This window comes from Nocardia sp. JW2, assembly GCF_051843015.1.
In the GTDB taxonomy this organism is placed as follows: Bacteria; Actinomycetota; Actinomycetes; order Mycobacteriales; family Mycobacteriaceae; genus Nocardia; species Nocardia coubleae.
Genome location: NZ_JBPXLK010000004.1, coordinates 195,874 through 222,059, shown reverse-complemented (window position 1 = coordinate 222,059; position 26,186 = coordinate 195,874). Strand labels below are relative to the sequence as shown.

The 26,186-nt window shown below is 67.0% G+C and carries 24 protein-coding genes; 13 read left to right on the top strand and 11 right to left on the bottom strand.

Going from position 1 to position 26,186, the window contains the following annotated elements:
- Positions 1-81: 81 nt before the first annotated feature.
- The gene (locus tag ACSVDM_RS08640) at positions 82-744 is read right to left on the bottom strand and encodes a TetR/AcrR family transcriptional regulator (RefSeq protein ID WP_439263911.1); all 663 of its coding nucleotides are present in this window, start codon (positions 742-744) and stop codon (positions 82-84) included.
- A 144-nt stretch (positions 745-888) separates the two neighbouring features.
- Here ACSVDM_RS08640 and ACSVDM_RS08635 point away from each other — a divergent pair, with 144 nt between their 5' ends.
- Positions 889-1,305 carry a hypothetical protein gene (locus ACSVDM_RS08635; protein WP_439263910.1) on the top strand — a complete coding sequence of 139 codons (417 nt, stop codon included), beginning with the start codon at positions 889-891 and terminating at the stop codon, positions 1,303-1,305.
- A complete protein-coding gene (locus ACSVDM_RS08630) occupies positions 1,302-2,237 on the top strand; it encodes a hypothetical protein (RefSeq protein WP_439263909.1) in 936 nt (311 codons plus the stop codon). The genes ACSVDM_RS08635 and ACSVDM_RS08630 overlap by 4 nt, the downstream gene beginning before the upstream one ends.
- Before the next feature lie 66 nt (positions 2,238-2,303).
- Here the strand turns inward: ACSVDM_RS08630 and ACSVDM_RS08625 are convergent, their stop codons facing one another.
- From ACSVDM_RS08625 to ACSVDM_RS08615, 3 genes are all read right to left on the bottom strand, one after another.
- A complete protein-coding gene (locus ACSVDM_RS08625; RefSeq protein WP_439263908.1) occupies positions 2,304-3,566 on the bottom strand; it encodes a PucR family transcriptional regulator in 1,263 nt (420 codons plus the stop codon).
- A 93-nt stretch (positions 3,567-3,659) separates the two neighbouring features.
- Positions 3,660-3,827, bottom strand: a complete 168-nt coding sequence (locus tag ACSVDM_RS08620) for a hypothetical protein (protein ID WP_356982354.1) — start codon at positions 3,825-3,827, stop codon at positions 3,660-3,662.
- A gap of 207 nt (positions 3,828-4,034) precedes the next feature.
- The gene (locus tag ACSVDM_RS08615; RefSeq protein WP_439263907.1) at positions 4,035-5,255 is read right to left on the bottom strand and encodes a PucR family transcriptional regulator; all 1,221 of its coding nucleotides are present in this window, start codon (positions 5,253-5,255) and stop codon (positions 4,035-4,037) included.
- A 160-nt stretch (positions 5,256-5,415) separates the two neighbouring features.
- Here ACSVDM_RS08615 and ACSVDM_RS08610 point away from each other — a divergent pair, with 160 nt between their 5' ends.
- The 3 genes from ACSVDM_RS08610 (at position 5,416) to ACSVDM_RS08600 (ending at position 10,204) form a co-directional block, all read left to right on the top strand.
- The gene (locus tag ACSVDM_RS08610) at positions 5,416-6,852 is read left to right on the top strand and encodes a class I adenylate-forming enzyme family protein (protein WP_439263906.1); all 1,437 of its coding nucleotides are present in this window, start codon (positions 5,416-5,418) and stop codon (positions 6,850-6,852) included.
- 90 nt (positions 6,853-6,942) lie between these two features.
- The gene (locus tag ACSVDM_RS08605) at positions 6,943-8,757 is read left to right on the top strand and encodes a DUF3556 domain-containing protein (protein ID WP_439263905.1); all 1,815 of its coding nucleotides are present in this window, start codon (positions 6,943-6,945) and stop codon (positions 8,755-8,757) included.
- Between the two features lie 31 nt (positions 8,758-8,788).
- Complete coding sequence (locus ACSVDM_RS08600; protein WP_439263904.1) at positions 8,789-10,204, top strand: phytoene desaturase family protein; 1,416 nt, start codon at positions 8,789-8,791, stop codon at positions 10,202-10,204.
- A gap of 52 nt (positions 10,205-10,256) precedes the next feature.
- Here the strand turns inward: ACSVDM_RS08600 and ACSVDM_RS08595 are convergent, their stop codons facing one another.
- Positions 10,257-11,444, bottom strand: coding sequence for a PucR family transcriptional regulator (locus ACSVDM_RS08595; protein WP_439263903.1), 1,188 nt, complete (start codon positions 11,442-11,444; stop codon positions 10,257-10,259).
- A 301-nt stretch (positions 11,445-11,745) separates the two neighbouring features.
- A complete protein-coding gene (locus ACSVDM_RS08590; protein ID WP_439263902.1) occupies positions 11,746-12,216 on the bottom strand; it encodes a hypothetical protein in 471 nt (156 codons plus the stop codon).
- Between the two features lie 192 nt (positions 12,217-12,408).
- Between ACSVDM_RS08590 and ACSVDM_RS08585 the strand changes: the two genes are divergently transcribed.
- Entirely contained in the window at positions 12,409-12,876 is a 468-nt protein-coding gene (locus ACSVDM_RS08585) for a PucR family transcriptional regulator (RefSeq protein WP_439263901.1), read from the top strand.
- A 75-nt stretch (positions 12,877-12,951) separates the two neighbouring features.
- Here ACSVDM_RS08585 and ACSVDM_RS08580 read toward each other — a convergent pair whose 3' ends face one another.
- Positions 12,952-13,803, bottom strand: coding sequence for a helix-turn-helix transcriptional regulator (locus tag ACSVDM_RS08580; RefSeq protein WP_439264021.1), 852 nt, complete (start codon positions 13,801-13,803; stop codon positions 12,952-12,954).
- Between the two features lie 141 nt (positions 13,804-13,944).
- On the opposite strand from ACSVDM_RS08580, the gene ACSVDM_RS08575 reads away from it, so the two are divergent.
- A complete protein-coding gene (locus ACSVDM_RS08575) occupies positions 13,945-14,883 on the top strand; it encodes an SDR family oxidoreductase (protein ID WP_439263900.1) in 939 nt (312 codons plus the stop codon).
- A 36-nt stretch (positions 14,884-14,919) separates the two neighbouring features.
- Here the strand turns inward: ACSVDM_RS08575 and ACSVDM_RS08570 are convergent, their stop codons facing one another.
- Complete coding sequence (locus tag ACSVDM_RS08570; RefSeq protein ID WP_439263899.1) at positions 14,920-16,140, bottom strand: cytochrome P450; 1,221 nt, start codon at positions 16,138-16,140, stop codon at positions 14,920-14,922.
- Between the two features lie 256 nt (positions 16,141-16,396).
- Between ACSVDM_RS08570 and ACSVDM_RS08565 the strand changes: the two genes are divergently transcribed.
- The 3 genes from ACSVDM_RS08565 (at position 16,397) to ACSVDM_RS08555 (ending at position 19,602) form a co-directional block, all read left to right on the top strand.
- Positions 16,397-16,951 (top strand): TetR/AcrR family transcriptional regulator, encoded by a 555-nt coding sequence (locus tag ACSVDM_RS08565; RefSeq protein WP_439264020.1) that lies wholly within the window; start codon positions 16,397-16,399, stop codon positions 16,949-16,951.
- 451 nt (positions 16,952-17,402) lie between these two features.
- Complete coding sequence (gene sigJ, locus ACSVDM_RS08560; RefSeq protein ID WP_439263898.1) at positions 17,403-18,347, top strand: RNA polymerase sigma factor SigJ; 945 nt, start codon at positions 17,403-17,405, stop codon at positions 18,345-18,347.
- Positions 18,348-18,429: 82 nt separating this feature from the next.
- On the top strand, positions 18,430-19,602 hold the full coding sequence (locus ACSVDM_RS08555) for an NAD(P)/FAD-dependent oxidoreductase (RefSeq protein WP_439263897.1): 1,173 nt from the start codon (positions 18,430-18,432) through the stop codon (positions 19,600-19,602).
- Between the two features lie 39 nt (positions 19,603-19,641).
- On the opposite strand, the gene ACSVDM_RS08550 is transcribed toward ACSVDM_RS08555, so the two are convergent.
- Together ACSVDM_RS08550 and ACSVDM_RS08545 are read right to left on the bottom strand one after the other, a co-directional pair.
- Positions 19,642-21,018 (bottom strand): FAD-binding oxidoreductase, encoded by a 1,377-nt coding sequence (locus ACSVDM_RS08550; RefSeq protein WP_439263896.1) that lies wholly within the window; start codon positions 21,016-21,018, stop codon positions 19,642-19,644.
- 32 nt (positions 21,019-21,050) lie between these two features.
- Positions 21,051-21,413: a hypothetical protein gene (locus tag ACSVDM_RS08545; protein WP_439263895.1), complete on the bottom strand. Its 363-nt coding sequence runs from the start codon at positions 21,411-21,413 to the stop codon at positions 21,051-21,053.
- 143 nt (positions 21,414-21,556) lie between these two features.
- Between ACSVDM_RS08545 and ACSVDM_RS08540 the strand changes: the two genes are divergently transcribed.
- Positions 21,557-24,439, top strand: coding sequence for an ATP-binding protein (locus tag ACSVDM_RS08540; RefSeq protein ID WP_439263894.1), 2,883 nt, complete (start codon positions 21,557-21,559; stop codon positions 24,437-24,439).
- Here ACSVDM_RS08540 and ACSVDM_RS08535 read toward each other — a convergent pair.
- Positions 24,436-24,732, bottom strand: a complete 297-nt coding sequence (locus tag ACSVDM_RS08535) for a DUF4242 domain-containing protein (RefSeq protein ID WP_439263893.1) — start codon at positions 24,730-24,732, stop codon at positions 24,436-24,438. The two genes, ACSVDM_RS08540 and ACSVDM_RS08535, sit on opposite strands and share 4 nt — an antisense overlap.
- A gap of 142 nt (positions 24,733-24,874) precedes the next feature.
- Between ACSVDM_RS08535 and ACSVDM_RS08530 the strand changes: the two genes are divergently transcribed.
- A complete protein-coding gene (locus ACSVDM_RS08530; protein WP_439263892.1) occupies positions 24,875-25,012 on the top strand; it encodes a hypothetical protein in 138 nt (45 codons plus the stop codon).
- Positions 25,009-26,181: a hypothetical protein gene (locus tag ACSVDM_RS08525; protein ID WP_439263891.1), complete on the top strand. Its 1,173-nt coding sequence runs from the start codon at positions 25,009-25,011 to the stop codon at positions 26,179-26,181. Before ACSVDM_RS08530 ends, ACSVDM_RS08525 begins: the two co-directional genes overlap by 4 nt.
- Positions 26,182-26,186 lie beyond the last annotated feature (5 nt).

Below are 26,186 nucleotides of genomic sequence, written 5' to 3'. Positions count from 1 at the left end.
CGGATGACCGAAGAACACGCGCACCAGCTGTGAACACTGCCAATCGTCGGCCGATCCGAATGCGGGTAGGGCCCGCGCGCTTCAGTCCACTCGCTGGGCAGGATCGACGGTCGGTGGTGACGGATCAGCGAACAGTCCGCCATGCAGGAGCTGGGCGACCGCATCGTCCCAGCGGTGCAGTTGTGCCGGTGAGGTGAGGGGCTCGGGTAGGTGCCGGTCGATCTGTTTCCGCAACACGGCCGTACCGATGACCAAGATCAATGGATGCAGCGCTGCCCACGTGCGGTCGACGTCGGGTCGTAGCAGGCCCTGTTCATCGAATTGGTTCCACTGGGTGGAGCTGATGGAGACCAGTCCATCGAAGACGGTCGTGCCGATGGTGTCGCCCTCTATGAACGCGTGGGCGATGTAGTCGACGACCTCGGGATGGTCGGTCATGATCGAGGTGACCCGGTGCCCCAACTCGCCGAGCGAATCCTCCGGTGGTGGCGGTAGGGGCCGAGACGCAACCGCTGTCGCGACGACTCGCAGGACGTACTCGTCGACAGCGACAACGAGTCCGGCCTTGGTGCCGAAGTGATGTTGCACCAGCCCGATCGACACCCCCGCCTTCTCCGCCACCGCACGAAGCGAGGTTGCCGAAACCCCGTCGGCGGCGAAGCACTTCAACGCGGCAGCGCGGATCCGGTCCGCGGCCGAGGGGCCGGGGTCTGCCGGTAGGGGAAATGGCGACGTGGGCTGCACGCATCAACCATAGACAATACGAGCATACTGTGTCACGATACGTTCATATTTCAAAACAGTATGGACATATTGCGCCAGGTATCGAGGTAGGTAATGGCCATTCAGGACAATCGACGTCGGACACGAAACCTGCGACTGGCCGCTGTGACGTTCGCGATCGGGTTCGGCGTCCACGGCTTGGATCATCTGCGCCGCGGCATGGACGCTTCGCCGATGTCGATCATGATCGGCGGCAACGTGCAGGCAGTGCTTGTCGCCGTCGCCGTTCTGATGACGATGACGCACCGGTACCGGGCGCCGGAAGCGGCGATCGGCATCGGTTTCGGCAGCGCGGCCGTGTTCACCTACGCCCACCTGCTACCGACATTCTGGGCCGACTATCAAGACAGCTATATCTCGTTGCCGCACACCAACGTCACCTGGTTCTCCTGGCTGAGCGCGATCACCGAGATCGGCGCCGGTCTCGTCTACGGGTGCGTCGGCGTCGGCGTACTACGAGCCAGGAAATCAACCGACCCCTCCGCGTGTCTCGACGCCTCCTCGCCCGGAACAAACCGATGAGGGTCCTGGTGCTCGGCGGCTACGGCGCCGTAGGCGGCCATCTCGTCACCGAGCTCCGCCGCCGAGGAGACGTGGTGGTCGTCGCCGGACGCGATCCGGCCCGCTCGGACACGGTCATCGATCTCCAAGACCCTCGGCTGTCGGCCTATCGTGCGGCGCTGCCCGGCACCGATGTGACAGTCAACGCCTCGGGAGCCGAAAATCCACGATTGGCTGCCCTCGCCGGTGACCACGGGTCCGCGTTCATAGAAATCTCGGCCACCTCCGAATATCTCGACGACCTCGCACGGACAAATGTGGGGTCCCCGGTCGTCGTCGAGGTCGGCCTCGCCCCTGGGCTGACCAACCTACTCGCAGCAGCAGTCCACCGAACATCGCCGGGCTCTATCGACGTCGCCGTGTTCCTCGGCGCGGGTGAACGTCACGGCGCTGCCGCCGTCGAATGGTCATATCGACTGCTGGGCAAGCATTTCTGCGACGGCGACGACTACATCCGCAACTACACACAGCCCGAGACCTTCCGGCTACCCGGGTACCGGAGACCACGGCGGCTCTACCGGCTCGATTTCGCCGACCAGCACACCCTCCAGCACGACTTCAATGTGCCTGTCCGCACGTTCTTCGGCCTCGATTCCCGCCTTGCCACGACCGCGCTAGCCGCGCTCACCTGGCTGCCCGGTGCCTCGAAAGCGCCACGCGGACTTCACCTCCCAGGAACCGACCGATGGATCGTGCTGGCCCGCAGCCAGGACGGGACCACGCGCTGGGCTCGGGGAACAAACCAATCCCGGGCGACCGCGATCATTGCTGCTGCGGCCGCTACTCGCGCGCCGCATCTCTCCCGCGGAATCCACTCCCTGCATCGCGTTCTCACACTGGCCGACCTGCCGCTGGATGAAATCGAACTCGACATCCCGGAGCCGAGCGCCTGACCGACTTCTGCAACAGCGGCGTTCCTCCCTTGATCACCGAAGAGGAATGCTCGATGTGCGACGGTGTCAGCTCGCGCGCGTGCCGGGGTCTTCGGGGACTTCGGCGGTTTTCGTGCTGCGGTGCGCCCGGATCAGCAGGGCCGCGCGGAGGTAGCACAGGCCGGTGATGTCGTTGAGGTCGAATCCGGTCATCTGGGTGATCCGCTTGAGCCGGTAATCGACGGTATTGGTGTGGATGAACATTTTTCGCGCGGTGCGCGCACGTTGCATATTCGTCGCCAAATACACCTCGAGGGTTTGCATCAATTCAGGATGCGGTTCGAGGGAATCGAGGACAGAACTCAGATAGTCGCGGGCGGGTCCCGGTCGGGTGAGCTGATATTCGAATGCCAATTCGTGCGGGCGGTACACCTTGCTCGGCCCGCCGAGGCGGTGCACTATTTCGATGAGTTCGTGGACCTCTTCGGCGGCGCGCGGGATCTCCGTCGGCGCGGCCGTCGTCACCACCGCGCGGAGCGGTACCTGGGCGGCCGCGGACAGGCGTGTCACCAGGTCGTCGAGGTCTGCTCCGGCGAACTCGGAGGCGGGCAGCAGCAGTGTGCCGCCGTCCACGCTGAGCAGCGAGAGTGCCTTGCCGTCGCATCGGTCGGCGAGTTCGGCTTGGACTCGCCGCAGCTTGCGTCGGGCGACTACTTTCGCGTTCAACCCCGGTTCGGATTCTTTTGCATGGGGAGGAAGTTCGAGCGCCATGACGTGATATTCGGTGTCGATCTCGATGCCGCATTCCCGAGCCATCGTCGCGGTGTTCTGGCCGCCGAGCAGCGCGGAGGTGAGCGTGTGCACGGCCGTATGGTGCTCGCTGACGACAGCACGCAGTTCCCGCACATACGCCGCCGACACCGCGGCGGTGATCATGTCCTGGGCGTCCATCAGCCGCCGCACCACGCCCACCATGGTGTCGTAATCATGGTTGGTGACATTGGTGATGATGAGGTCGAAGCCGAGTTTGAAGCCTTCGTACACGGCGTGATGGATGGTGTCGATCGGAATGCCCTCGCGCGCCCAGTCGGCGGCGGCGGCCTGCACGCGCTCCACCCGGCCGGGCAGATCTCGGCCGTCGAGCATGCTCCGGGTGAGTTCCAGGCAAATTCTGGTGACGGTGGTGATATCGCCGTCGAGCGCTTCACCGGGCAGTGTGCCGCAGGGGACGACGTTTTCGATGAAATGGACGACCATCTGCCGCGAGATCGCGCGCACATCGCTCAGGGGTGTCGATACCGGGCGGCCCGCGGCGGTCAAGAACGGTTCGATGGAGGTCGAAACAGCCATGGTGAATCCTTCCCACCCGAGTTCGTAGTTACCGGGCACGGGCAGGTGCGGGCGCCCCGACGCTCGCCCACACCCGCCGCACGGTCTGGCAGATCAGAGGCAGAAGCTCACTTCCAGCGGCCCCAGCGGCAGCGGCAGGCAGACCTCGACCGAACCCGAAACAGGTGCGGGCGCGGCGGCGGTGGCGGTGCCCACGCTCAGCGCGGCGGCCGACATGACGAGCGCGGCAACGGCGAGCGGGCGGCTGATTTTGGCGTTCATATGTACTTCCTCGATTGTGCTCGTGAACATCCCATCCTCGGGACATCTCGATCAGATCACGACGACTCCCGGATCTCATTCGTCCGGCCGAGGTTTTGACGTTCCCATTTCGCTCGCCGCACAATCCTCGGAGGAATCCACAACAAATGGTGACGGCCGTTTCCGCCCCGCATCGGGTATGTATGCGGGCGCCGCCACCACGGCGCTTCAGGCCCTCGGCAACCCCAGCTGCGCACAGGCCAGCAGCGCCACCTCGATGTCGAGCCGGTGCTCGGTGACCGGATGCCCGAGCACCTCCTCGGCTTTGCGCACCCGATAGTGCACGGTGTTCTTGTGGACGTGCAGGCGCGCGGCGGCATCGGTGTAACTGCCTCGCGCGTCGAGGAATACGCGCACCGTCTCCCGGAGCCTGGCCGCCGTCTCGTCGGTGCCCATCAGTCCGCCGAGCACGCGCCCCGCCCAGGCCTGCACCCGCGTCACGTCGTCGGCGAGCAGCCCGGTCAGCGCCACGTCCGCGTAGGCGAGTACACCGCGCGATCGGGCGGCCACCGCCACCGAGCGAGCCCGCTGCGCGTCGTGGAAGCTCTGCCGGAAACCCGCGAGCCCCGGCGCGGGATCCCCCACGGCCATCGACAGAATCGGTGTGGCGCGCAGCTCCCGGGCCAACCGCGCGGTGTCCAGCACGGGCCTGCCGGTCGAAGCCAGCCACACCCAGCGGGTGTGCTCGTCGATGTCGACGGTCATCGGCGAACGGGCCGACACCGCGGCCAGCACCTGGATGCCGGCTCGCAGCACAGGCCCCGGGTCGGCGGTTCCCGGCGGTGTCCACAGCAGCACGAACTGGTGCCAGCCGCGCAGCGACACCGACAGCATCTGCTCCGCGGAGGCCAGGTCCAGTTCCTCGGCGTCGAGCACCGCGCGGACCTGGGCAGCGCGGGCGGCGTCGGTGCGCGCGTCCCAGCGGCGTCGCTCCGTGCCGTAGATATCGATCAGGCCCTCGATCACCTGGTCGATGTAGCTGTTGACGAGCTCGGCGATGCGCGCCGCGGCGGCCAGCGCCACTTCGGTGGGCGGCGCCAACTCGGTCAGTAACCTGATCGTCCGCTGCACGAACATGTGCTCGCCGAGTCGGTAGGCCCGCAGCAGCGCCTCGAGCGACAGATCGTGCTGGGCGAAACGGCGGGCGTACTCGGCGGCGGCGGGCGGCACGGTGATGTCGCCGAGCCCGATGCCGAGGGTGAGCATGTCGATGATGGCGGTGAGGTTCGACTCGGTGCTCGCGACCATGAGTCCGCGGATCTCGTCATCGTGGCGGAACTCCGGGATGGTGTCGGCGAACATCGTGGTCATCGCGGGGGTGAGCCGGTCCAGATCCGCCTTGATCCGGCCCGCCACCTCGCGGACAAGAGCGTCGTAGTCGGGGGCCATGGGCGCCGACACTACCCCGCGCCCACCCGCCGACCAGGCTGTTTGTACCCGTGGCACAACGGGGGCTCGCAACGCTGGTCTCCCGGCCCGTAGCCGCCGCGGAGACCGGTCCTTACGGTGATTGTTGTAACTCAGATCACACTCAGCCTCGTGAGGAATCATGCGACAGATCGTCGAATTGCCCACCACCCGAGCGGTTTCCGCGCCGGACGCGCCGTGCCTGGCCGACGACACCACCGCGCTGACGAACGCGCAGTTCCGGGAGCGGGTGCACGGCGCCGCCTCGGTGCTGCGCCAGGCGGGTGTGCGTGCGGGTGACGTGGTCGCGGTGGTGCTGCCCAACCGCGTCGACCTCGTGGTCGTGCTGTTCGCCGCCTGGCAGCTCGGTGCGGCGGTGACACCGGTGAACCCGGGACTGACCGACGACGACATCAGCTTTCAGATCGCCGATTCGCGAGCACTGGTGGTCGTCGGTGACCCCGGCCGAGCCGGGACCACCCTCGACGTGGCCGAACTGGCGCATTCCGCCGGCCCGGTCGCGGCAGTGGCCCCTCGCGACGGTCTGGCGCTGATCATCTACACCAGCGGTACCACCGGCCGCCCCAAGGGCGTGCTGCTCGGCCACGACAACCTCGCCGCCATGTGTGCGATGGTCATCGGCGCGCTCGGCCTGGACGACACCGACCACAGTCTGCTGATCCTGCCTCTGTTCCACGTCAACGGGATCGTGGTCAGCGTGCTGTCGCCGCTGCTGGCCGGAGGACACACCACGATTGCCGGGAAGTTCTCCGCGACCGGCTTCTTCGACCTGGTCGAGCGGGTCCGCCCGACCTATTTCTCCGGCGTGCCCGCCATCTACGCCATGCTGGTGGCCCAGCCCGCCGAGCTGTGTCCCGACACCTCCTCGCTGCGGCTGGCGATCTGCGGCGCGGCACCCATGCCCGCAGAGCTCATCGCCCGGTTCGAGGACCGCTTCGGTGTCCCGGTCGTGGAGGGCTACGGGCTGTCCGAGGGCACGTGCGCCTCGACACTGAATCCGGCGTCGGGACAACGCAAACCGGGCACGGTCGGCCTGCCGCTGCCCGGTCAGACCGTGCAGGTCGTCGACCTCGACGGCGTCGCGCAGCCCGCCGGGGAACGCGGCGAAGTGGTGATCAGCGGACCGAATGTCATGCGCGGCTACCTCGGCAAGCCCGAGGAGACGGCGAAGACGGTGATCGATGGCCGGCTGCATACCGGTGATATCGGCTATTTCGACCCCGATGGTTATCTGGTCCTCGTAGACCGGATCAAGGACATGATCATCCGCGGTGGGGAGAACCTCTACCCGAAGGAAATCGAGAACGCGCTCTACACCCACCCGTCCGTGCACGAGGCGGCGGTGGTCGGAGCGCCCGATCCGGTGCTCGGGGAGGTGCCGGTCGCGCACGTGGTCACCACCGGCGCGGTGACCGCCGCCGAACTCACCGAGCACTGCCGCGCGCGGCTCGCCGCGTTCAAGGTGCCCGCGGCGATCGTGCTCACCACCGAACTGCCGCGCAATCCCGTCGGCAAGATCGACAAGAACCGGCTCCGCGCAATCGCGGCGACCGCCTGAACACACTCCACCGGAAGGTAATTCGGAATTCGAGGCAATTCCGGTCGCGGTCGCGCGCGCCCGGAACACGACAAGAAAGGCATGAGAACAATGGGGTTCAAAACAGGTGATTTCCCCCCGGTGGATACGGAGACTTTTCTCGATCTGCCACTGCGCGACCGTGTGCGCACCTTGGCCCTGCACTGGGTCGAATACGGCTTCGGCACACCGAAGATGATCCACACCGTCTATGTGCTGAAACTGCTGGTGCTCTACATGTTCGGCGGCGTCCTGGTGTCGACGCTGACCTCGGGAACCGGCCCGTTCTGGGACATCGGCGCCTGGTGGGATCAGCCGATCGTCTACCAGAAGCTGGTGGTGTGGACTGTACTGCTCGAGGCGATCGGCGTGGCCGGGTCCTGGGGTCCGCTGGCGGGCAAATTCAAGCCGATGACCGGTGGCGTGCTGTTCTTCGCCCGGCCGGGAACCATCCGGCTACGACCGTGGCGGCGGGTGCCGTTCACCGCGGGCAACACCCGCACACCCCTTGATGTCGCGCTGTACCTCGGCTTCCTCGCGGCGCTCGGGCTCGCGCTGCTGGCGCCGGGACGTGCATCCCAGTCGCTGCTGGAACGCCTACCCGACAACACTTCCGGGCTGATCAGTCCCGCGCTGCTCATCGTCGCGATCGCGTTGTACATCCTGTGCGGGCTGCGGGACAAGACGATCTTCCTGGCCGCGCGTGGTGAGCAATATCTGCCCGCGCTGGTGTTCTTCGCCCTGCTGCCGTTCACCGACATGATCATCGCCGCCAAGCTGCTGATCGTGATCGTGTGGGTCGGTGCCGGGGCGTCGAAGTTCGGCAAGCACTTCGCCAATGTCGTGCCGCCGATGGTGTCCAACAGCCCTTCCGTGCCGTTCCGGTCGGTCAAGCGAGCCCACTACCGCGACTTCCCGCACGATATCCGCCCCTCCAGGCTCGCGGCGTTCATGGCGCACGTCGGCGGCACAACCGTCGAGGTGGTCACCCCGATCGTGCTGCTGTTCTCCACCAACCACTGGCTCACCCTGGCCGGCGTGGCGATGATGGTCGTGTTCCACCTGTTCATCACCTCCACCTTTCCGCTGGCGGTACCGCTGGAATGGAACATCCTGTTCGCCTACCTGACGGTGTTCCTGTTCCTCGGCTACCCGAACAGCGAGGGGTACGCGGTGTTCGACATGTCCTCGCCGTGGTTGACCCTGGCGATCGTCGTGGGGCTGGCGTTCTTCCCGATCGTCGGGAACCTGCGCCCGGACCTGGTGTCGTTCCTGCCGTCGATGCGTCAGTACGCCGGCAACTGGGCCTCGGCGCTGTGGGCCTTCGCGCCCGGCGCGGAGCAGAAGCTGAACACCATCGAGCATCGGCCCACGCTCAACCAGCTCGAACAGCTCCGGGCCATGGGTTACGAGCCTGCCGTCGCCGAGATCACGATGCAGCAGACCATCGGCTGGCGCTCCATGCACAGTCAGGGCCGCGGCCTGTTCTCCCTGCTGTACAAGCACATTCCCGATATCGACCGCTGGACCGTGCGCGAAGCCGAGTTCGCCTGCAACTCGCTGATCGGCTTCAACTTCGGCGACGGGCACCTGCACAATCTCGACCTGATCGAGGCGGTCCAGCAGCGGGTCGGGTTCGCGCCCGGAGAATGGATCGTGGTCTGGGTCGAATCGCAGCCCATCCACAAACCCACCCAGGAGTACATGGTGATCGACGCCGCCGTCGGCGTGATCGAGCGGGGCACCTGGCGGGTCGCCGACGCGGTCGAGGCGCTGCCGTGGCTGCCCGGTGGTCCCATCCCCCATCAGGTGACCTGGCGGCGCGAAGACGTCGACGCCCCGATCGTGTCCCGCCGCGCGGATACCACGGTCCAGCCCGCCGAATAGCCCGGAAACCGCAGACAGACAGGACGAGTCGATGAAGACGGCGACAGTGGTCGGCAGCGGCCCCAACGGGCTGGCGGCGGCGATCACCCTGGCCCGGGCGGGCCTGGAAGTGACAGTGCTGGAAGCGGCCGACACCGCCGGCGGCGGCACCCGCTCCCACGAGGCGATCGTGCCCGGCCTGCTGCACGACCACTGCTCGGCCATCCATCCGATGGCCGTCGGCTCGTCCTTCCTGCGCGGCATCGACGTGGAACGGTACGGATTGCGTTGGGCGCATGCGGCATTGGATTGCGTGCACCCCCTCGACGACGGCAGCGCGGGGGTGCTGCACCGCTCGGTCTGCGACACCGCCGCCGGACTCGGCGTCGACGAGCGGCTGTGGCGCAAGCTGTTCGAGGGCCCGGTGGCCGGCTACGACCTCACCAGCGCGGACATCATGCGGCCGCTGCTGCACCTGCCCCGGCATCCGATCCGGCTGGCGCGCTTCGGGATTCCCGCGACGCTGCCCGCCACTTTCCTGGCGCGGGCCTTCCGCACCGAGCAGGGTCGGGCGCTGTTCGGCGGTGTCGCCGCGCACGCCTTCCATCCGCTGCACCGGCCGCTGAGTGCCAGTATCGGTCTCGGCATCCTCACCGCGGGCCACCGATACGGGTGGGCGGTGGCGGTCGGCGGCTCTCAGCGCATCGCCGACACTATGGCCGCGGTCCTCGGTGACCACGGCGGCAAGATCGAAACCGGTGTCCGGGTGCGCTCGACGTCGGACCTGCCGCCCTCGGATATCACGATCTGGGATCTCGCGCCGACCGCGGTCGCCGAGATCCTAGGCGACCGGCTACCCGCCCGTGTCGCCCGCGCTTACCGCCGATTCCGTTACGGGCCGGGCGCTTTCAAGGTGGACTTCGCTGTCGAGGGTGGTGTCCCGTGGACCGCGCCCGCCGCGCGACGGGCGGGCACCGTGCACCTGGGTGGCGACTTCGCCGAGATCGCCGCGGCCGAACGCGACATCCACGCGGGCCGGCTGCCACAGCGCCCCTTCGTCCTGGTCGGTCAGCAGTATCTGGCCGACCCCGGCCGCTCGGTCGGTGACATCCACCCCGTGTGGACCTACGCCCACGTGCCCAACGGCTACACCGGTGACGCCACCGAGGCGATCATCGCTCAACTCGAGCGCTTCGCCCCCGGCTTCCGCGAGCGGGTGATCGGCATGTCGGTCCACAGCACGGCCGAATTCGCCGCGAGCAACCCGAATTTCGTCGGCGGCAACATCATGACCGGCGCCAAGGACATCCCGCAGCTGGTCTTCGGCCCGCGAAAGACCCTCCAGCCCTACGACATCGGCCTCCCCGGCCACTATCTGTGCTCTGCGGCGACGCCGCCGGGCCCGGGTGCGCACGGTATGTGTGGCGCGAACGCCGCCGAGCGGGCGCTGCGGAAGACGCATTCCTGAGGCCTCGTCGACCAGCGGGTTACGTCGACCCGAACCACCGGATAGGCGTGACTCAATCCACCGCGCGTCGGGACGAGTCGAGTCGGTGCACGGTGAGGGCGGCCGCGAGCATGCGGGATTCCCGGGGGACGGTGGGGTCGAGGCCGGTGAGTTCCGCGATGCGGTGCAGTCGGTAGGTGAAGGTGTTGGGATGGACGTGGAGGCGACGGGATGCTGTTTTGCGGTCGGCGCCGTAGTGCAGGTGGGCTTCCAGCGCGTCGAGCAGATGGGGGCTGGCCAACAACGGAATCACGCGTTGGGCCAGTCTCGCTCGCGCGGGGCCCGGACGCGTGAGCTGATACTCCAGCAGCAGATCGTCGAGCCGGTAGCAGCCACCCGGTCTGCCGCGCAGGCGCGCCAATTCGGTCAGTTCGATCGCGTCTTCGGCGGCGGTCGGGATATCCGCACGGCTGATGCCGGGGAGTTCGGCCAGATACACGGTGACGCCGAATTGCTCCGACAGTCGCGCGGCGAGTCGGTCGAACTGTTGGGATTCGAGGGTGCCGGTCTCGGCGCTGTCGCTCACCAACGCGATTCCACTCTTCCCGTCGAACGTGGCGGGGGTGGTGGTGCCGGTGAGGTCGTCGAGTGCGTTCTGTAGCACCCGGATTCGGCGCCGGGCCACCAGATTCGCGGCGCTGCCCGTCAGCGGCGGTTCATTCAGGTGTATCGCCAAGACGGTGTAGTGATCGGCGAGAACCGTGTCCGCGCGGGCCGCGAGTTCCTCGGCGGGCAGGCCCCGCACCAGTGCCGAGCACAATTCGCGACGCGCCTCCCGCTCGGCGTGATAGATCGAGCGCTCGACCTCGGTGTATGCCTCCACGACCGTCAGATTGATATCGCGCAGCAGATCGAGAAGTCTGCCGAATGCCATCAGGAATTGGTCCATCTCGTCCGGTTCGACCAAGGCCGATGCCTCGGCCAGCAACGACTTCGCCGATGCGTGGATCGCGGCGATGAGCATGCGTAGCGGCAGCCGGTCCTCGGCGTGCCGTTCGGCGACGGGTCCGACGAAGACCGCCACCTCGGCCTGACTGAAGTCACGACCGGCGGCGATGGCCTCCAAGACCGCACGGCCGCAGGTCAGGATCGTCGGCAGCACCTCCGCGGTGAAGTGGTCGGCGGGTAGGTCGGCGGGCGTGGTCGCACCGAGACCTTCCGCGAGCATGCGTTCGGAGATCTGCGGCCATCGAGCGAGCATGCGGGCAGTCAGAGCGGGTCGCACGGAAACAGGCTTTTCGACGAGCATGCCCCGATTGTGTTCCGAAGACAGGCCTGCAGTGGTAGGTCCGGTCGAATACGGCCAAACCCTGGCGTCCGCACCAATTTCGTCACCGTCATCTCAGCGCACGGTGCAACGAACGTCTCCGACTACAACGTGTTGCTACTCGTAATCGTCGCTCAGTGGAGTGACGATGCGGTCCTGTGCACGCCAAACTGTCGTGACCCTACTTTCGGAGATGCGGCCGACACCAACGATGATCATGTTCGACACCAGTGCCTTACCGACCGCGCCGTCCGCGCAGATCTCGCGGGCGACGCAGCGGATCGTCGACGGAGTTCTGCACGCGATTCGCCCGCACAATGCGCCCAGCAATGTCCTGCACGACGAAATACATGCCGTTGTCAAAGAATGTCTGGAATTGGTGAGCGGCGCGCGCGAACACGATGTACGCGCGGCGCTCCGCCCCGCTGCCGCACGATGGGCGACCACCGGTGTTCCCATCGAAACCGTCCACCGGCTCGTGCAGACAGGGTTTCGTGTTCATCTCAACGACCACACCTCGAATCCGAGATACCAAAAGAACCTCGGCAATGTCGCCAAGATCATGGAGGCGATGCAAACGGTCAACACGACGATCTACCGGGTCTATCTCGAGGTCGATCGGTTCGTCGCCGATCACCATGGTCGGCAGGCAGTCGCCCGTGCCCTGCTCAGCGGGCGAAACGCGTCCGCGGTCGCCCGTGAACACGGAACACCACTCACCGAGCGGTACCTCGTCTTGTCCGTGGCCACCCACTCGTCGGGACAAGGGACTCTTTCACCCGGCAATTTCGTCGAGATGCTGGAAGACCTTTTCACACAACCTATTTCCGCGCTCCACAGCACGCTCGGTGGCACCGTCTTGATTCACGGCACGCCGGATACCGAGACCATTCGGCACATGCTCACGCGGACATCACTGATCGTGATCGCGATCGAGGCAGCGCGTGACGGTATTCCGGCGGCCACCGAAGTCGGCCACGAATTGCTCGACGTCGCGCGCAGACTCCGAAAACGGCCAGGGCTGTACCATTTCGACGATCTCGCAGTCGAATATCAGCTGACGCGTCCCGGCCCCGGCCGCGACCGCTTCGAAGCTGCGCTCGATGGGGTCGCGGTGGATCCCGAGCTGGTGACCACGTTGCGGGTCCATCTGAACAACGGACTGCATCGTCGGCTCACGGCACGTGAGATGCACATCCACGAAAACACCGTCGACTATCGGCTCCGCCGGATCTACCGACTCGCCGGACTCGACCCCCGCCACCCGGAGCTCATCACGAGACTGCGAGCGGCCATGACCGTGCGCGAGTACATGCAGGCCGCACGCTCCCACCGCGCGGACCGAGCTCACGGACCAGGCTTCTGATCTGCACCGAGGGGCGCCCCGGCGTGGCGGTTCCATCGCCGCCGAAGATCTGGTTCGGGAGGAGCTGTCTTGGGTTCAACGCGCCTCGAGAGGCGTGGTCGCACCTATGACGGACAGCAGCTGTAGTTTCTCGTAGCTCTCGCTTCCTGGTACCGCTGTGTAGACGAGCAATAGATTCGATTGGTCTGGGTCCAGAAGGATTTGACAGTTCAGTTCCAGTGGTCCGACGGTCGGGTGTAGGTATCGCTTGACCGCTCGTGGTTTGATGCCGACTTCGTGGTGTTTCCACAGGGTGCGGAACTGCTCGCTTTCGGAGGTGAGCAACTCCGCGAGGTGGGCAGCTTTGGATGTCGGCCCACGAAGGGCGAGCACGCCCCGAAGACCCGAGACATACATTCTCGACAAGAACTCGTGGTCCTCGGCAGGGTGGATGGCACGGGCCGCTGGATCGGTGAACCATCTGTATCCGATGCTGCGCGACGGTCCGGTGTATCGAGTCAGGTCGCCTACGAGCGCGACACCGAGCGGAGTCTGGCGCAACGTTTCACCGAGTTCGGTGACGATCTCGGCCGGAGTGTCGTCGGTCAGTCTGTCGAAAATCCGCATCATGCCCGGACTGATGAACTCGCTGTCGCCATCTCGGCTCGGCGGCTGGTGCCCGGCTAGGCGGAAGAGATGGTCGCGCTCGTCCCGCGACAAGTGCAGGCCCTGCGCGATGGATGCGATCATCTGCTCGGAAGGCTGCGGGCCGCTTGCTCTTTCGAGACGCGCGAAATAGTCCGGGGACATGTGACACAGCGTGGCGACCTCTTCGCGCCGCAACCCACGAGTTCGACGACGTTTGCCACGCGGGAGACCGACATCCTCGGGCTGCAATGCCTGCCGTCGGCCAAGGAGGAACTCCGCGAGTCCCGCTCGATCGATCATCTGTACATCTTCCCCCTTCTCCGTCGGGACGCGGTCTCTCAGCCACTGATCGTCGAGTCCTGGATAAGTTCCGTAGCGAGCGGAAGGCTCGTCCTGAGGTACCGAAACGGTGCAAGCGCAGGTCGACATCAGGAGTAGCCCATGGTGCGCGAAAACTACGACATCGCGATCCCCGACCTTTCCGGTAAACGAGCGGTCGTGACGGGAGGAAGCGATGGCATCGGACTCGGTATCGCGACGATGCTCGCCGGCGCGGGCGCCGAAGTCGTCCTGCCCGTCCGTAATCGCCGCAAAGGCGAAGCGGCCATTGCGAAGATTCGCGAGCAGCACCCTGACGCGATACTTTTTCTGCGCGATCTGGACCTGTCTTCGCTGGCGTCGATCGCGGCGCTCGGTGAGCAGTTGCGTGCCGACGGTTCACCGATCCATTTCCTGCTGAACAACGCGGGCGTCATGACCCCGCCCGAGCGGCAGGCCACCACCGATGGATTCGAGCTGCAGTTCGGCACCAACCACCTCGGTCATTTCGCGTTCACGGGCCACCTCCTACCACTCCTACGCGCCGGTCACGCGCGGGTGACCACGCAATCGAGCGTGGCGGCCCGCAACGCCGAGATCAACTGGGCAGACCTGAACTGGGAACGGAAATACGACGGAATGCGGTCCTACCGGCAATCCAAGCTCGCGTGTGGGCTGTTCGGGCTCGAACTCGGTCGCCTCAGCCGCGCGAAAAATTGGGGAATCACCAGCAATATCTCTCATCCCGGTGTCGCACCGACAAGCCTGCTCGCAGCACGCCCGGAAATCGGACGGAGCGGCGACACCATGCAGGTACGGATCATCCGTTGGCTTTCTGCGCACGGAATCATCGCGGGAACCGTGGACAGCGCGAAACTTCCCGCGCTCATGGCCGCGGTCACTCCTGAATCCAAAGACGGTGGTTTCTACGGTCCACAATGGCCGGGCCGAGTCGGCGGCCCGCCCGGAGAGCAGAAGCTGTGGAAACCACTGCGCGACACCGACAGCGCCTCGCGACTCTGGAAGATCTCGGAGGATCTGACCGGCGTTTCGTACGGGTAGGAGACCACCGGATCTCCATTGCGACGCGTTGGCGAGTCAGTGTATGCGTAGCGGCAAGGTCCGGTGACGGCGCACGAAAATGCTTGGTACCCAGAGTGGTTGGTCGTCCTCTATGAGAGTGAAGTTGTTGCTGCGTTCGAGCAGCGTGGTCATCGCGACCCGGGCCTCCGTTCGAGCCAGTGCCGATCCGAGGCAGAAGTGGGCGCCTTTGCCGAATGCGAGATGACCAGTCAGGCTTTTCCGATCGATGTCCACTTCGTCCGGGGCTGGGAAGCGCGCGGGGTCGCGATTCGCGGCGCCCCAGAGCAGCAGCAGATGGCTGCCCTCTGGCAACTCGATATCGCCGAGGGTCGTCGAGGTGGCGACGTGCCGGTGGTGGCCGCGGAACGGGGACTCGAGCCGCAGAACCTCCTCGAGGAACGGAGCGACGAGGTCGGGCTGCGCTCGTAAGTGCTCCTGGAGATGCGGGCGGGTGGCCAGGATTCTGGCCGCACTGGCGATCAGACCTGCGGTGGACTCTCCCCCGGCTCCGACCAGTTGCACCAAGACCAGGACGGCGACTTCCTCGGAGATCTCGCCGGTGGTGCAGGCGTGGGCCAAGACCCCGAGTAGGTCGTCGCCGGGATCTTGTCGGGCACGTTGCAGTTGGTAGTGCAGGTACTGAGCGAGTTCCGCCGCCGATGCGAACAGCCTGCCCAGCTGCCCTTCGCCGACCACACCGCCCAGCATCTCGGTGCTGTCGTAAGCCCAGACGAGCAGCTGCGGCACGTCCTGTTCGGGCAGTCCGATCAGGTGCGCGACCATTGCCAGCGGCAAACGATCAGCCATCTCGCCGGCCCAGTCGATCCGGTCGTCACGCATTCCGTCGGACCACAAACGATCGACCAGCTCGCCGACGGTGGGGCCGAGAGTTCGGATCCGCTTACCCAGGACCGGCAACACCAGCTTGCGGTGAGCCAGATGGGTCGGGTCGTCGGCGGTCGCCAGGACGTGCACCGCTTGTCCACCGCCGTCCAGGTCGAAAGTCGTCGGCGGGCCGCTGGATTGCTGGACAAGTACCCCGGTCAGATTGGACGAGAAGTCCTCGGTGCGACGCACGACTTCGGTTACCAGCTCCCACGTCGAAACGAGGAAGAAGTCGGTGCCGGGAACCCGATGAACCGGCGCGGTTTCACGCAACGATCGGTACAGGAGGTACGGATTCTCGAGGTGATCCGAATCGAAGATGTCGATCTCGTCCAGCGGCATGACGCCCATCAGCTACTCCAAACCCATCAGTAGAACGTGTTTCAGTAGCATCACCGTCCACGGCCGAAACAGGCGTGTCAAGATCACGTGGAGAATTGCGATTCACCGCTTTTACCTGCGGTTTCATTTGTCTCAATGCCTGCGAAGCTCAGGCCATCGAAGCTGGTCGGCGGACCCATTTGTGGAGGGCCCGATAGACACAATCGCAACTCTGTCTCACTATGAGATCTAACGCAGAGTCCGTTCCAACTGCTGGAGGCACCCCATCACAGGTCATGATCGGGCTGATTGGCTCGCCGGTGGGCGTCGTCGCGACATCGCCGCCGAACGAATCCACGCCGCGGCGACCGCCCTGATTCTCGAACGAGGCATCGAGGCAGTGAATGTCGACGAGGTCGCCGCGCGCGCGGGCTGCTCGAGAGCGACGCTGTACCGGCATGTCGGCGGGAAGTCGGCCATCGTCGAGGGCGTGATCACGCGCGCCGCTTCCGTGGTCGCAGAGGAGGTCGCCGTCGCCATCGAACCGTTCGACGGCTCACGCCGCGTCGTAGAAGCGATCCTCGCATCCGTCGACGCGGTCCGTACGAATCCGGTATCGGCCCAGTGGTACGCGCGGTCCCGCGCCACCCGCGCGGACAGCTATCTCGCGGCCTCACCGCAACTCGGCAGATTCGCGACCGCGCTCACCGGTGTGGTCCCCGACGAAGCGGCGGCGCGATGGATCGTTCGAGTCGTGATGTCTCTGCTCACCTGGCCACTGGACGATCCGGCCGAAGAGCGGTTGCTCGTCGAGCGCTACGTCGAACCCGGCTTCCGCTGAGACCGCGCCGGCGTGCTCCTCCGTGGCAACCACTCATGCCCCTTGTGAGAATTTCCCCGTCATCGTCATACACTGCTGGAACACCCCATTTCCGCAAGCGTGTCCCCCACTAGCTATGGAGGGTTTTCATGCGTGCTGTTTCCGTTCTCGCGACAATGCTCGGGTCCGCCGCCCTATCGCTCGCGCTCGTGGTCACACCGGCCGAAGCAGAATCCATCGTAGGCACCGGCGCTCTGGTGTTCTTCGAATTCGGTCCGGGAAATACTCGCACCGAATGCCATAGCGGTCGGTTTCCTTGTGAACCGACAGAATTCACATGCGACAACGACCGGTGCGTTCAGAAACAATGGTTGTGCGACGGTGACGACGACTGCGGCGACGGGAGCGACGAACGCAACTGCCAGTAGCGCCCGAGTTCGCGGACCGGTCCGGGACCCACTAGCTTCATCCCATGTCGGTTGGTGCGCGCGAGCTCGCGGAGTTCGAGAACTCACGGGCGCGTTTGGAGGCGATCGCGTATCGCCTGTTGGGCTCGGCGAGCGATGCCGAGGACGCGGTGCAGGACACCTTCGTGCGCTGGCACGCCGCCGACCACGATTTCGTCGAGACGCCCGCCGCCTGGCTCACGAAGGTGCTCACCAATATCTGCCTCAACCAGCTCACATCGGCGCGGGTGCGCCGGGAGGCGTATGTGGGCCAGTGGTTGCCCGAGCCGGTCTTCGCCACCGACCCGATCGCGGGCCCGGCCGACACCGTCGAGCAGCGCGAGTCGGTGTCGATGGCCGTACTCACCCTGATGGAACGACTCTCGCCGAGGGAACGCGCCGTGTACGTGTTGCGCGAGGCATTCGGCTACGCGCACAACGAGATCGCCGACATCCTCGATATCACCGAGGCCAACAGCTACCAGATCTACCGGCGCGCCAAACAGCATGTGACCGACGGCCGGACGCGCGTGCACGTCGACGAGGCGGCCGCGCGCAAGGTGGTCGAGGAATTCCTTGCCGCCACACTGAGCGGCAACACCGACTCGCTCATCCGGTTGCTGACCGACGACGTGATCAGCGCGGGCGACGGCGGTGGCGTGGTCCCGTCGCTGGACCGGCCGATCACCGGTTCGCTTCAGGTGGCACGGTTCCTGCGCCGCTTGTTCGTGCCGAACGAGCACAAGTGGGCGATGATCGGCGGCCGCGCCGATCTGCATGCCGCGATCGCCAATGGTGTTCCCGCACTGGTGATCGTGGCCGCCGACCGCATCGTCGCCCTCATCACCTTCGAGGTGACGACCGAAGGGATCGTGGCCGTGCACACCCAGGCCAACCCGGCCAAGCTCGAGCGGGCAACCCGGTACTGGGCGACGGACCAGCACGCCGACCCACTCCTCACGGGATGGTGATCTAGCTCACACTCCAGTCCTGTCAGGTTTCGCATCGCTGTCCGGTTCAGGAAGCGAACACCACCCAGACAGGAGTGAGACCATGAAGCATCGCATCGTCGTTCTCGGCGCCGGTTACGCCGGAGCCAATGCCGCCGGACGTCTGGCCAAGCGGCTGCACCCGGCCGACGTCGACATCACCGTCGTCAATGCCGACCCGGAGTTCGTCGAACGAGTCCGTATGCACCAGCTCGCGGCCGGACAGGACCTGAAGAGCCGCCCGCTGACCGAGGTCTTCGCGGGTACCGGGGTGAGCGTGCGGCTGGGGCGGGTCACCGCCATCGATGTCGACCACAAGACGGTCTCCGTCGATGACAGCGACGAGATCGCTTACGACACATTGGTTTACGCCCTGGGCAGCACCGCCGCTTCCGGTGCGCCGGGTGTGGCCGAGCACGCGTACGACATCGCGGGCAAGCAGTCCGCGCTCCGCACGCGCGCGCGGCTGGCGAGCCTGGGCGCCGGCGCGTCCGTGCTGGTCGTCGGCGGTGGTCTCACCGGCATCGAAGCGGCCACCGAGATCGCCGAAGCCCGACCGGATCTCGGGGTCGTGCTCGTCGCGCGCGGCGGCCTGGGCGACTGGCTGAGCGACAAAGCGCGCCGACACCTGCGCGCCGCGTTCGACCGGCTCGGCATCACGGTGCGCGAGCACACCGATATCGCCCGCGTGCAGGAGAGCGGTGCCGTCACCGGTGACGGTGATGTCATCCAGGCCGAGATGACGGTGTGGACAGCAGGTTTCGCGGTCCATCCGATCCCCACGACCACCACCTTGACCGTGTCGGACACCGGTCGGATCGTCGTCGACGAGACGATGCGCTCGATCTCGCATCCCGATGTCTATGCCGTCGGTGATGCCGCACTCGCCCCCGGCGCGGGCGGTGACCCGCTGCGTATGTCCTGCGCTTCCGGTGTCCCCACGGCGTACCAGGCGGCCGACGCCATCGCCGCCCGCCTGACCGGACGCGCGGTGCCGCGCAACGATATCGGCTACACCGGCCAGTGCGTGAGTCTCGGCCGCCGCGACGCCCTCGTGCAGTGGGTCACCCCCGACGACCGGCCCAAGTCCTCCGCGCTCACCGGGCGACCGGCCGCGCGCCTCAAGGAGTTCGTCTGCAAGAGCGCGGCCTGGAGCGTCTCGCACCCGACCTCGATGGTCCCGTCGCGCAGACGACGCATCACCGCGACCTCGCCGGACTCCGCGCACACGGCCTGATTCGCCGCGCGTCGGCCCATCGGCCGCGCATCCGTGGTCCTACTTCGCCGGTGCGATGTTCTGGTTGAGATGGAACAGGTTGGCCGGGTCGTAGGCCTTCTTGACCGCCGCCAAGCGGTCGTAGTTGGGCCCGTAGTTGGCGCGGATGCGGCCCTGGTCGTCGGAGGCCATGAAATTGATGTAGCCGCCGTCGGCGGTATGCGGTTCGAGCGCGGCGTGGTAGCCGCGCACCCACTCGATATTGGCTTCGTTGTCGGCCGCGTCCGGCCACATGCCCGCGATGACCGGGGCGAAGTTCGCGGTCCGGTAGGCGAACGCGGTGTCCTCCGCCGCGACGTCGTGGACGGCGCCGTCGATCGGGTACAGGTGCATGGTGGACTGCATGGCGGGCACCCGTGGACCGAACTCCAGGTGCGCGGCGAGGGCGCCGTCGGTCAGTTCGGGTTGGAACGCCGCCTTCCAGTAGTGCTGCAGTCCGGCGGGCAGCAGCGCGTCGAACGCGCCGTTGAGAGCCGGGTAGGGCATCCGGCCCACGTGCTCGGCGACCGGTGCCGCGACCGCGCGCAGCTCCGCGAGCAGTGCTTCGGCCTCCTCGTCACTGCCGTTGAAGCACGACACCAGGAGCACGAACGGCTCACCGACCCGGTCTTCGGGGATGAACGGCAGCGGCGGGGCGATCTGGAAGGCGGGGAAGGCGCCCATCGCACGCGGTGCCGCGGCGATCCAGTCGCGGTAGGTCCGCAGCAGTTGTTCGGCGGCTTCGAGCTCGAAGAACATGGGTCCGCCGTAGATGGTGTCCACCGGGTGCAGGTCGAACTCCATCTCGGTGACCACACCGAAATTGCCGCCGCCACCGCGCAACGCCCAGAACAGATCGGGGTGCTCGGTCGCGTTCGCGGTGACGAAGGTGCCGTCGGCCAGGACGACGTCGGCGGATCGCAGGTTGTCGATCGAGAGCCCGTAGGCGCGGGCGAGGTAGCCGATGCCGCCGCCGAGCGTCAGGCCGGCCACACCGGTGGTCGAGATGATGCCGCCGGTGGTGGCGAGACCGAATGTGTGTGCGGCGTGGTCGAAGTCGCCCCAGGTGCAGCCCGCCTGGACCCGGGCGATCCGCCGCTCGGGATCGATGCGGATACCCTTCATCGCGCTGAGGTCCAAGACGATGCCGTCGTCGACGGTGCCGAAACCGGGCACGCTGTGCGCGCCCGCACGCACTGCGAGGTCGAGGCCGCTCGCCCGGGCGGTGTCGACGACAACGCGGACGTCGGCGACGTCGACCGCGCCGACGATCGCGAGGGGTTTGCGGTCGATCATCCCGTTGTAGACCGAACGGGCCTGCTCGTAGCCGGGTGACTGCGCGGTGATCACCTCGCCGCGTACCGCTTCGAGCATGGTCAGTGCTGGTGTGCCGTTCATTTCTGCTCCCTGGGGGTCGGCCGGTGCGGCGGTCAGCCGAACAGGCGCAGGACGTGGTCGTGGAACTGACGCATCTGCGCCACCGGGCCGACTTCGAGGAAGACGGCTCCCCCGGCGGAGGTGGCGGTGTGCCCGGCAGGCCAGTGGTAGACCTCCCCCGCGGCGGCGGTCTCCACCGTGCCGTCGGCGTGCTCGAGCCGCAACGATCCTTCCAGCACGATTCCCCAGTGCGGGCTGGGGCAACGGTCGTCGGGAAGGCCATGCAGGACCGGGCCGAAGTCGGTCTCGGGCGGCACGCTGGCGTACCGGACCGCCATATCGCCCCATTCGATGTACCGGGTGGTCAACTCGCCCTGGGCGACCTCGATGGGCAGGTCTTCGATCCTCGTGGCCATGGCGTGCTCCTCGGTCGGCGTTACCTGTGACGCTACGGAGAACCGGTGCCACGCACCTGACCTGATCTGATCGGATCGGCGGGGGCGAGAGGGGGTCAGATCGGACTATCTCGGTGGTCGTCGAATCCGGCTAAGGTCGAGGAGTGACCGAATCGGCGTCGCCGAGCAGCGGTACGGCCTTCGTCGGTCGCGGCGCGGAAGTCGCGCGGCTCGAGGCCGTGTGGGCGGCGGTCGAGAGTGATCGGCGGCAGGTCGTCTTCGTCGGCGGTGAACCGGGCGTCGGCAAGACCCGGTTGGTGAGTGAGGCGGCCACCGCGTTGCGCGCGCACGGCGCCACTGTGCTGTGGGGCGCGTGCCGCGAGGACCTCGACATCCCGTACCGGCCCTTCGTCGCGATTCTCGAGCAGGCGATCGAGCAGGCCCCGCCCGAAGCTCTGCGCGCTGTCGCGCCCGCCGCGGCTGCCCCGCTACTGCGGCTCACCTCTAGCGTGTCGCGGTACTGGCCGTCGGCGCAACCGAATCCGGGTGACCGGGACTCGCGACCCGCCCTCTTCGACGCCCTCATGCGGGTCTTGCTGGCGGCCGCCGAGCGCTGCCCGCTGGTGCTCGTCCTCGAGGATCTGCACTGGGCCTCGGAACCGACATTGGCGATGCTGTCCCATCTGGTCGAGTCCACTGCCGGTGAGCGGTTACTCGTGCTGGCGACGCTTCGGACGACCGCACCGGACCGCACGGATGCGGTGAGCTTCGCCCTCGCCGATCTGCATCGGCTCGACGGTGTCGCCCGGATCGACCTCGCCGGACTCAGCACCGATGAGGTGGCCGAGTACCTCGTCCGGGCGGCCGGGGTGTCGCGGGGCTCGGCGCTGTCGGCGGCGCCGGTACTGCGCGACCACACCGGCGGGAATCCGTTCTTCCTCCAGGAGTACTGGCACGACCTGGCGACCCGCGGCGGCTTGACCGCGGTACGTTCCGCTGTCGCCGCACCGCGATCGGTCCAGGACGCGCTGGCCCGTCGGCTGGCGGCCTTCGATGTGGACCACGCGCGGGTGATCGAACTGGCGGCGGTCGCCGGTGATGTCGTCGACCCCGAGATCCTGACCGACGGACTCGACTCGAACCAGGTCCTCGCGGGAATCGACTTCGGTGTGCGCGCCGGACTTCTCGTCGCGCGGACCGCTGACGGCGAGTATCGCTTCGCGCACGCTCTCGCTCGCCAGGCCGTGCTCGACCGGATGTCGGCCGGCGATCTCGCGGCCGCGCACGCCAGGGTCGCGGTTGCCCTCGAGCAACGCGACCCGACCCGGGTGGCCGCGCTGGCTCATCACTATTTCCGGGCCCGTGCTCTCGGATACGCGGACAAAGCGGTGCACTATCTGGTGCTCGCGGCCCGCCAGGCCGAGCGCGGCATCGCTCATCGCGAGGCGGCGGCGCTGTACGAGCGGGCCGCGCAGGCGCATGCCGCGCGCGGACCGACCCGGGTCGAGCTCCTCTCGGCGGCGGCGCGCTGTCGCCTGCACGGCGGCGACTTCGACACCGCCCGTCGGCTCTACGAGGAGCTCGCGACGGACGGGGATCCGCGCGTTCGGCTGGCCGCCGCGATCGGGCACGAGAACGCGTCGTGGCGGCCCTCCGCGAGTGGTCAGCGCTCGCTAACGCTGCTGAGCGAGGCGCTGGGCGCCGCCGCGCTGGATCCCGACGACCCCCTGTCGGTACGCGCTCACGCGAGCATGGGTCGCGCCGCGTCGTTCACCGGCGATTCCCGGCGGGCCCGCCGGATCGGCGAGGATGCGCTGGCGCGGGCCAGGGTCATCGGTGATCCGGAACTCCTCGCGCACGCCCTGTGCACGACGCTCTGGCAGGGTATGCGCCCCGATCTGGCACCCGAACTGCTGGCACGGGCGATGGAGCTCAACGACATCGGGGCACGACTCGGTGACGACGACTACCGGGGACCCGCCGCCTTCCACCGCGCGGTGTTCGCCTACCTGCTCGGCGACGCGGTGGCGTGGAGCAGCGCCCAGCGCGACCTGACCGAGTTGGCGTTGGCTCGGGGTCAGCCGTTCTTCCGGTATGTCGCCGGATGCTCGCGCTGCGCGCACCGGTTCGCCGTCGGCGACTTCGCTGGCACCGAGCGGATCATCGACTGGCTCGACGACCAGTTCGCCCAGGAGTTCGGCGGCGCCACCGAGGGCTCGTGGGGTGTGCAGCAGTTCATGCTCCGGCGGGTCACCGGTGGGCTGGAGCAGGTTCGTCCGCTCGTGTCCGGCGATGAGAGCTTCGACGACCACTGGTTGCCGGGACTCTTGGCGTTGTACACGGAACTGGAGATGTGGCAGCCGGCCGCGCGACTGCTGACTCACCTCTGCGAACGACTCGCCGATCACCGTTTCGGCGCCCAATGGGCGGGCGTGCTGGCTTTCGCCACCGAGGCGGCGGTCCGGCTCGACGACACCGAGGTGGCGGCGACCCTGCGCCCGTTGATGGCCGAGTACGCCGGCGCCAATCTGATGGCCGGTGCGAGCGTGGCGGTATTCGGCAGTGCGGATCGCTATCTCGCCGAACTGGACTCGGTGCTCGATGCAGGCGGTGCAGACATGCACTTCGAGCGCGCTCTCGCGATGGACCGCCGGATGGGAGCGGTGACTCACCAGGCCGAGACATTGGCGGCTTGGTACCGGCACCGGCTCCGTCGTCCCGCCGCCGTGCCCGGACCCACCGCCGCCGACCTCGCCACCGAGGCACGCGCGCTGGCGCGGCGGATAGGACACCGTCGGATTCTGCGGGATCTGGACGCGGATCCCGCGCCGCACCGCGAGCACTTGACGCTCCCGAACGGGCTGACCGACCGCGAGGTGGATGTACTCCGCCTGGTCGCCGACGGACTGTCCAATCGCGAGATCGGCGAGCGGTTGTTCATCAGCGCCAACACCGCCGCCAACCATGTACGCAGCATCCTGATCAAGACGGCCGCGCCCAATCGGACCAGGGCCGCCATCTTCGCCACCGAGCACGGACTGCTCTAGCCGGAAGCAAGCCCGTCTGCGGTGGACAGCGGAGCGAAGGCTCCGTCCGGGGTGATGGTTCCGGACAGTTCCATGATGGCGTCGGCGGGGATTCCGGCCCGGACCGCGGCGGCGCGGATCGCCTCGACGTTGTCGGCCTCGTAGAGGCAGAACGTCTTACGTTTGTCCAGCGACAGAAACGAACTGAGCCAGCGCACCCCGAACTCGTCGTTGATCCGGTTGATCTCCGCGGCGGTCTCCGGGGCCACCTCGAGCTGTTCGGCGAATTGCCGCTCCACCATGAATATCGGCATCGGATGCCCCTTGGTTGTGCTCGAGCGCGGCCCACACGGTGCACCGGCCCGAACGGTGGTCCCCGGCTTTTCACGGTACTCGCTGCTCGACCCTCCGCACAGCCTGCGGAGCCCCGCCGTCGCGGCGGACTACGCTCGACGGATGGCCACGACGGCGCAGTGGAAAGCCCGGCAACCTGCGGTGAAACAGCGCTACCGAGCCGAACTCACCGAGCGGTACTGCCTGGTCGGCCGGAGCCTCGTGCACCCGCCCATGATCCGGGTGGTGGCATCCCGGTGACTTCGCCACAGCGGTCATGGGCCGATGCGACCCGGCTCTACGAGTTCGTCGAGAAGTACGCGAGCATGGGCGAGCATCGCGTGGGCACCGACGTGGACCACGACACCAACGCGCTGTTCGCCGATGAGTTGACCCGCCTGGGCGCGAGCATCGAATACCAACGATTCACGTTCGACCGTTACGTCGCGAATACCCAGGTGACCATCGACGGAGAGCCGGTCGAGTCGGACGCGCTGTACTACCAGAGCGTCGGCGTGCTCGAGACCGACTCCCCGTATACGGCCGCCGTGCACGCCACCGAGGGCGACCGCACTTCCGCCGACCTCGACGCCGCGATCACGGCTGCGGAGAATGCGGGTGCGGCTGCCGCGGTGATCGCGACTCTCAATCCCCTGGGTCAGCTGGTGATGCCCAACCGCTATCCCACCGTCGTCGGCCGGATGCCCGTGGTCCTGGTCCCCGGCCGAGTAGCCGACGACCTCGCCTCGAAACCGGTCCACCTGCGCTTCTCCGCCCAGACAGTCGCGGGCTCGAGCACGAACGTGATCGCCACCTTCGCCGCCGACAACGCCGACGCCGAGCCCCTCCTACTCGCGACACCGCTCAGTGGCTGGTTCGGATGCGCGGCCGAACGCGCGACCGGTATCGCGGTCGCGTTCGCGCTCGCGGAGCGCTTCGCCGGCCGGCACCCGGTGGTCGTCGTCGGAGCGCCGGGACACGAGATCCTGCACCACATCGGTTTGCAACACTACCTGCGCACCTTCGACATCGATCCCGCTCTGATAGTGCATCTGGGCGCGAATGTCGCACTGGGAGTGCGGAAAACACCCGACGCACCGCTCGAACTCGCCCCATCGGTGACCGACCCGCACCACATCCCGGCCGTCGGGCGTTCACTGTTCGTCAGGATGGACGAAAGCCGTTACGGCCCAGTGGAAAAGGCCCTCGCCACGGCCGGGCTGGCACCGATCCTCAACCCGCCGAAGTGGTTCGGCGAAGGCCAACTGTGGGCCGATGCCAGTCCCGCGCCGCTGATGTCGTTCGTCGGGATCACTCCGGCCTTCCACACCCCGGCCGATACACCGGACAACACCACCTCACCCGAAGCGCTTGCCACCGTCGCCCGAGCCGTCGGCACGGCCGTCGAAAACTACCTCGACCAGAGCTGATTCCG

Bases quoted from the DNA above. Each gene is read 5' to 3' on its own strand.
- ACSVDM_RS08630 (WP_439263909.1), top strand. From the start codon at position 1,302: ATGAGGGTCCTGGTGCTCGGCGGCTACGGCGCCGTAGGCGGCCATCTC.
- ACSVDM_RS08625 (WP_439263908.1), bottom strand. From the start codon at position 3,566: ATGGCTGTTTCGACCTCCATCGAACCGTTCTTGACCGCCGCGGGCCGC.
- ACSVDM_RS08620 (WP_356982354.1), bottom strand. From the start codon at position 3,827: ATGAACGCCAAAATCAGCCGCCCGCTCGCCGTTGCCGCGCTCGTCATG.
- ACSVDM_RS08615 (WP_439263907.1), bottom strand. From the start codon at position 5,255: ATGGCCCCCGACTACGACGCTCTTGTCCGCGAGGTGGCGGGCCGGATC.
- ACSVDM_RS08610 (WP_439263906.1), top strand. From the start codon at position 5,416: ATGCGACAGATCGTCGAATTGCCCACCACCCGAGCGGTTTCCGCGCCG.
- ACSVDM_RS08605 (WP_439263905.1), top strand. From the start codon at position 6,943: ATGGGGTTCAAAACAGGTGATTTCCCCCCGGTGGATACGGAGACTTTT.
- ACSVDM_RS08600 (WP_439263904.1), top strand. From the start codon at position 8,789: ATGAAGACGGCGACAGTGGTCGGCAGCGGCCCCAACGGGCTGGCGGCG.
- ACSVDM_RS08595 (WP_439263903.1), bottom strand. From the start codon at position 11,444: ATGCTCGCTCGATGGCCGCAGATCTCCGAACGCATGCTCGCGGAAGGT.
- ACSVDM_RS08585 (WP_439263901.1), top strand. From the start codon at position 12,409: ATGCTCACGCGGACATCACTGATCGTGATCGCGATCGAGGCAGCGCGT.
- ACSVDM_RS08580 (WP_439264021.1), bottom strand. From the start codon at position 13,803: ATGATCGATCGAGCGGGACTCGCGGAGTTCCTCCTTGGCCGACGGCAG.
- ACSVDM_RS08575 (WP_439263900.1), top strand. From the start codon at position 13,945: ATGGTGCGCGAAAACTACGACATCGCGATCCCCGACCTTTCCGGTAAA.
- ACSVDM_RS08570 (WP_439263899.1), bottom strand. From the start codon at position 16,140: ATGGGCGTCATGCCGCTGGACGAGATCGACATCTTCGATTCGGATCAC.
- sigJ (WP_439263898.1), top strand. From the start codon at position 17,403: ATGTCGGTTGGTGCGCGCGAGCTCGCGGAGTTCGAGAACTCACGGGCG.
- ACSVDM_RS08555 (WP_439263897.1), top strand. From the start codon at position 18,430: ATGAAGCATCGCATCGTCGTTCTCGGCGCCGGTTACGCCGGAGCCAAT.
- ACSVDM_RS08550 (WP_439263896.1), bottom strand. From the start codon at position 21,018: ATGAACGGCACACCAGCACTGACCATGCTCGAAGCGGTACGCGGCGAG.
- ACSVDM_RS08545 (WP_439263895.1), bottom strand. From the start codon at position 21,413: ATGGCCACGAGGATCGAAGACCTGCCCATCGAGGTCGCCCAGGGCGAG.
- ACSVDM_RS08535 (WP_439263893.1), bottom strand. From the start codon at position 24,732: ATGCCGATATTCATGGTGGAGCGGCAATTCGCCGAACAGCTCGAGGTG.
- ACSVDM_RS08530 (WP_439263892.1), top strand. From the start codon at position 24,875: ATGGCCACGACGGCGCAGTGGAAAGCCCGGCAACCTGCGGTGAAACAG.